3 protein-coding genes are annotated in these 4,932 nt (G+C 55.2%); 2 read left to right on the forward strand and 1 reads right to left on the reverse strand.

What is annotated here, in order from left to right; translation table 11 throughout:
- Window positions 1-526 precede the first annotated feature (526 nt).
- Window positions 527-721 carry a hypothetical protein gene (locus CIK94_RS13945; protein ID WP_144008278.1) on the reverse strand — a complete coding sequence of 65 codons (195 nt, stop codon included), beginning with the start codon at window positions 719-721 and terminating at the stop codon, window positions 527-529.
- A 46-nt stretch (window positions 722-767) separates the two neighbouring features.
- Here CIK94_RS13945 and CIK94_RS02615 point away from each other — a divergent pair, with 46 nt between their 5' ends.
- Together CIK94_RS02615 and CIK94_RS14315 are read left to right on the forward strand one after the other, a co-directional pair.
- Window positions 768-3,575, forward strand: a complete 2,808-nt coding sequence (locus tag CIK94_RS02615) for a response regulator (RefSeq protein WP_094421163.1) — start codon at window positions 768-770, stop codon at window positions 3,573-3,575.
- 587 nt (window positions 3,576-4,162) lie between these two features.
- Window positions 4,163-4,315 (forward strand): hypothetical protein, encoded by a 153-nt coding sequence (locus tag CIK94_RS14315; protein ID WP_158216501.1) that lies wholly within the window; start codon window positions 4,163-4,165, stop codon window positions 4,313-4,315.
- Window positions 4,316-4,932: the final 617 nt, after the last annotated feature.

The following is a 4,932-nucleotide window of genomic DNA, read 5'->3' on the forward strand; positions in this document are numbered from 1 at the left end:
TCCCCAAGGGGCGGGGGCTCTTTCTTGCTGTGTCTAAGGCATTTGCGAGGAGCTCCCGCCCCTTGGGGAGGGGAGGGGTGGGGAGGGGCTTCTCTGCCTTGGCAACTCTGTAGGAGTTGCGTTTAGCCGTAGGCGTTACCCACGGCAGGATGATGGGCTGCTATTTTTTGATGGGTATTATCAGATTGAGTATAACGCCTTCGGCTAAGCGCAACACTTTACCTTTCCGCGTCGCAAAGCGCCGCGCCGGTGACCTTCGGTTCAGCGTTGCTATCCTTTTATGGTTCAATACCCAGGGTAGAGGCGCTGCGCACCTCAACCCTGGGCTGGGGAAACGCAACTCCTACAGAGTTGCCAAGGGTGCGTACCGCCTGCTATGGGCCAACCATACATTACAGCAGGGAGCGCACCATCCACCTTGGGCTAACTACTCATGGTCGTTGGGAGCGCGCCATCTACGATGCGTTATTAATTACAAATGCCTTAATTAATATGGAATACGACGAAGGAGGTTAATTCTGTTTTATCAGAACCATCCGTATTCGTCGCAATGACGGAAATGCGGATGGGGGCGATGGCTCGGAGTGTCTTTACTATCTGTTCGGGCGACGCGACTGGCCCTGCTACCATGATGCGCACCATCGCCAGCGATGAAATGATAAAAATCGCGGGGGAAAAAAGAAAAAAGGGGAAAAAAGATTTGTATTTCGATAACAATCATTATCTTTGCAAGCATAACCTAATACTCCTCCAAAAAAGTGCTGCTTATGAATACCCCACGACAGAGCAACGCCACCACACTGTGGTACATGATAGTAATCGGTCTGCTGATGATAGCCTGCGGACAGCGACAGGCGACGAATCCTATGGCCGTGCGCAAAAGTCTGGACAGCCTCATCTCTTCTTCACACAATATCGACACTCTCCGTATGCTGCAGAAGCGTATGGAGAAGGAAGACAATGTGTTGGGACGCATCATCGTGTGCAGAGAGATAGGCTGGAAGATGCGCAACGAGAGCCTCTTTGACGAGGCGCTGCGCTACCACGGCGAAGAGCTGACGCTCGCCGAAGACCTGGAAGACACGCTGGAGATGGTGCAGGCGCTCAACAACCTGGGCACCGACTACCGCAGACTGGGCGTGCTCGACGTGGCGCAAGACTACCATTACCGCGCGTGGACCATCAGCAAGGCGAGCGGCGACACCTCGCACGTGGCGAAGAAGAGTCGCGTGGTGGCGCTCAACGGACTGGGCAACATCTACCTCACCGTGGGCAACTACGAGCGCGCCGACAGTGCGCTGCGCATGGCGCTCGCCGGCGAGAAGGAGCTGAAGAGCGAACTGGGGCAAGCCATCAACTACGCCAACATAGGCTCCATCTTCCGCCATCAGAACATGAACGACTCGGCATGGGCGTACTTCCGCAAGTCGATGGAGCTGAACCAGAAGGTGAACAACATGCTCGGCATCTCGCTCTGCCATACCTACTACGGTTCGATGTATGAACGGGAGCGACGGTATGACAAGGCAGAGGAGGAATATGAGAAAGCCTACGAGCTGATGAAGGCTTCGCACGACGACTGGCATGCGCTGAACTCGCTCATCGCGCTGGCAAGCATCAACCTGACCAAAGGCGACAACGCCAGGGCGTTTAACTTCCTGGGCAAGGCAAAGCGGATGGCGGAGGAAATCAAGTCGTATGAATATCTGGCAGAGGTCTACACCTTATATTATAAGCACTACAAACGCACGGGCGACTACAGTGCGGCGCTCGCAGCCCACGAGAAGGCGGGCGCGATGCAGGACAGCGTGGTAGACATGGAGAAGGTGAACCGCATACAGAACGCGGGACTCGCCATCGAACGCACCCAGCAAGCAAGGATGATGGACGCGGCGAATATGACGCTGCAGAGCGAGCGGTCGGCACGGATGGTGAGCAGCGTCATCTTCGTCATCATAGTGCTGCTGCTCAGCTGTGCGCTGGTGATATTCTTCTACGCACAGCGCGTGAACCACCACAACCACATGAACCTGAAGAGGGTGGCGCAGATGCGAGAAAACTTCTTCACGAGCATCACCCACGAGTTCAGGACGCCGCTCACCGTGATACTCGGACTGAGTCAGGAACTGCAGAAGAACCCGCAGGACGAGGTGAAGAGCCACGCGCTGACCATAGAGCGGCAGGGAAAGGGTCTGCTGACACTCATCAACCAGCTGCTCGACATCTCGAAGCTCAAGTCGAAGGAGGGCAAGTTGGACTGGCGCAACGGCAGCATCACCACCTATGTGACGATGCTCGTAGACACCTATCGCGACTACGCCCGCAGCAAGAACATCGACCTGCAGCTGTATGTCAAGGAGGAGGTGACGATGGACTTTGTGCCCGACTATGTGAGCAAGCTGCTGAACAATCTGATATCCAACTCGCTGAAGTTCACGCCGGAGTTCGGTAAAATCAACGTGTCGATGTGGCGCATCGAGGACACGCTGCACGTGGAGGTGAGCGACTCGGGCGAAGGCATGGACGAAGAGACGGCAGCCAATGCGTTCAAACCGTTCTACCAGGGTGAGAGCGATGCCAAGAACATAGGCACGGGTGTGGGTCTGGCGCTGGTGAAGAACGTGGTAGACTCGGTGCATGGCAAGATAAGCGTAAGGAGCAAGGTGGGAGAAGGCACAACATTCAGCATAGAGATACCCATCAACAACGTATGCGAGAACAAGCTGACGGAGAAGACGATGGACAACATGCCGGTGCTGCCGGCAGAGGAACAGGCGCTCACCGACTGCGACTGCGACGACAGCCAGTACACGGTGCTGGTGGTCGAGGACAACCGCGACATCGCAGCCTATATAGGCAAGTTGCTCGCCGACCGTTACAGCGTGGCTTATGCCACCAACGGAGGCGACGGACTGCAGAAGGCGATAGACCTGGTGCCCGACCTGATAGTGACCGACGTGATGATGCCCGACATGGATGGTCTGGAGCTCTGCCGACGCGTGAGGGCCAACGAGGTGGTCAACCATATCCCCATCGTCATCGTCACGGCGAAGATTACAGAGCAGGAGCGCATCGAGGGCATCAAAGCGGGTGCCGACGCCTATATCTCCAAGCCGTTCAATGTGGACGAACTGCGCACGGTGGTCGAGAAGCTGCTCGATAGGCATCGCTCGCTGCGCAGCAAGTTTGGCGATGGCATGACAAGCAGCAACAACGACGAAGAGGGCAGGCTCACCGATGCCGAGCGGAGGTTTGTAGCCAAGGCCGTAGACCATATCTATCTGCTGCTCGACAAGCAGGCGCTCGACATCAATGCACTGGCAGACAAGCTGTGCATGAGCTCACGCCAGTTCCATCGCAAGATAGTGGCGATAACGGGCTGTTCGCCCGCCTCGTTTGTGATGAAAATCAAGATGAAGCGTGCCCGGCATCTACTGGAGAACGACACGAGGATGGGCATTGACGAGATAGCCAGCCGCTGCGGCTTTGAACATACCTCGAGCTTCTATCACGCCTTCCGCAAGACGTATGGCGTGACGCCAAAGGATATCAGGAGAGGTGTGGAGGATAGTTAGAGGGCCCGCCCCAGCCAACCAAAAGCCCGTCACCAACCAACCGAAAGCCCCTCCCCAACCCTCCCCAAGGGGCGGGAGTCCCTTCCTGCTGTGTTTGAGGCTGTTGGGTGCGGCTCCTTCCCCTTGGGGAAGGTTGGGATGGGGCTTCTATCGCGGACAGAACGCACCCCTGGCAACTCTGTAGGAGTTGCGTTTCCATAGCCCAGGGTTGAGGTGCGCAGCGCCTCTACCCTGGGTATATATATAATAAGGTGGAGCAACGCAGAACCGAAGGTCACCGGCGCGGCGCTTTGCGACGCGGAAAGGTAAAGTGTTGCGCTTAGCCGAAGGCGTTATACTCAATCTGATAATAACCATCTACCCATTCCTACTCATTATCCTCATGCGCGTAACGCCTTCGGCTAAACGCAACTCCTACAGAGTTGTCAGGTTAGTGGGGCAGTTACCCAGGGTAGCGTGCTTCGCCCGCAACCCTGGGCTGCGAAATCGCAACTCCTACAGAGTTGCCGCTGCTTGCGGGAGGCCAATTGCGGGGTTAATCCATTATTACCTACTTATGTAATAAGTTGATATAAACACAAAAAGCCATGGCGGCTGTTGTCGGCTTCGCCTTTTTGTGGCTGTCGGTGACGGCAGTCGGAAAACGAGTTTTCCTCCTTGTCGTCGCCGCCTTCCCCCAACGCCATGCCTTGCATGACGACAACAGCCGGCATGGTTCAAAAAGCGGCCAGCGGCCGTAAAAAAGCCGCCTTTGGCGGTAAAAAAACAGCTGATTGTGTCATTCCATCTGTTTGACACCTGCCGATAGAAAATAAGGTAATCTTTTTTTGTACCGGCGTTAGCCGGACTTTTTTTACCGCCAACGGCGGACTTTTTGTATTTGCGGCTTTTCAGCCTGCCACCAGGCAGGCGCGGATGGGGGTGGCGGGGAATATCCGAGAGCTCGTTCTCGAGATATCTCCCGACACACACGGACGCATAGGGCGAAGCCCTGAAAAGCCACAAATCTTTTTGTAGCTTCTTGCGATAGCATATTCAAGGTATATGGGCATATACACTACAAGTAACGCCTTCGGCTAAGCGCAACTCCTACAGAGTTGCCAGGTTAGTGGGGGCAGTTACCCAGGGTAGCGAGCTTCGCCCGCAACCCTGGGCTGTGAAATCGCAACTCCTACAGAGTTGCTGCTGCTTGCGGAGGCAAACCAAAAGCCCCTCCCCAGCCCTCCCCAAGGGAGGGCACTGAAAAAGTCCCCTTTTTTTATGACCAAAACGGAAAATGCTTACGATTTGTAACTTCTCTTTCTGCAAATCGCCTAAAATAAGGCTAAAATAGACAGATAATAAAGGGTAAAACAGC

Origin of the sequence: Prevotella sp. P4-51, assembly GCF_002251455.1 — a bacterium.
Classification (GTDB): Bacteria; Bacteroidota; Bacteroidia; order Bacteroidales; family Bacteroidaceae; genus Prevotella.

Bases quoted from the DNA above. Each gene is read 5' to 3' on its own strand.
- CIK94_RS14315 (WP_158216501.1), top strand. From the start codon at position 4,163: ATGGCGGCTGTTGTCGGCTTCGCCTTTTTGTGGCTGTCGGTGACGGCA.
- CIK94_RS02615 (WP_094421163.1), top strand. From the start codon at position 768: ATGAATACCCCACGACAGAGCAACGCCACCACACTGTGGTACATGATA.
- CIK94_RS13945 (WP_144008278.1), bottom strand. From the start codon at position 721: ATGATTGTTATCGAAATACAAATCTTTTTTCCCCTTTTTTCTTTTTTC.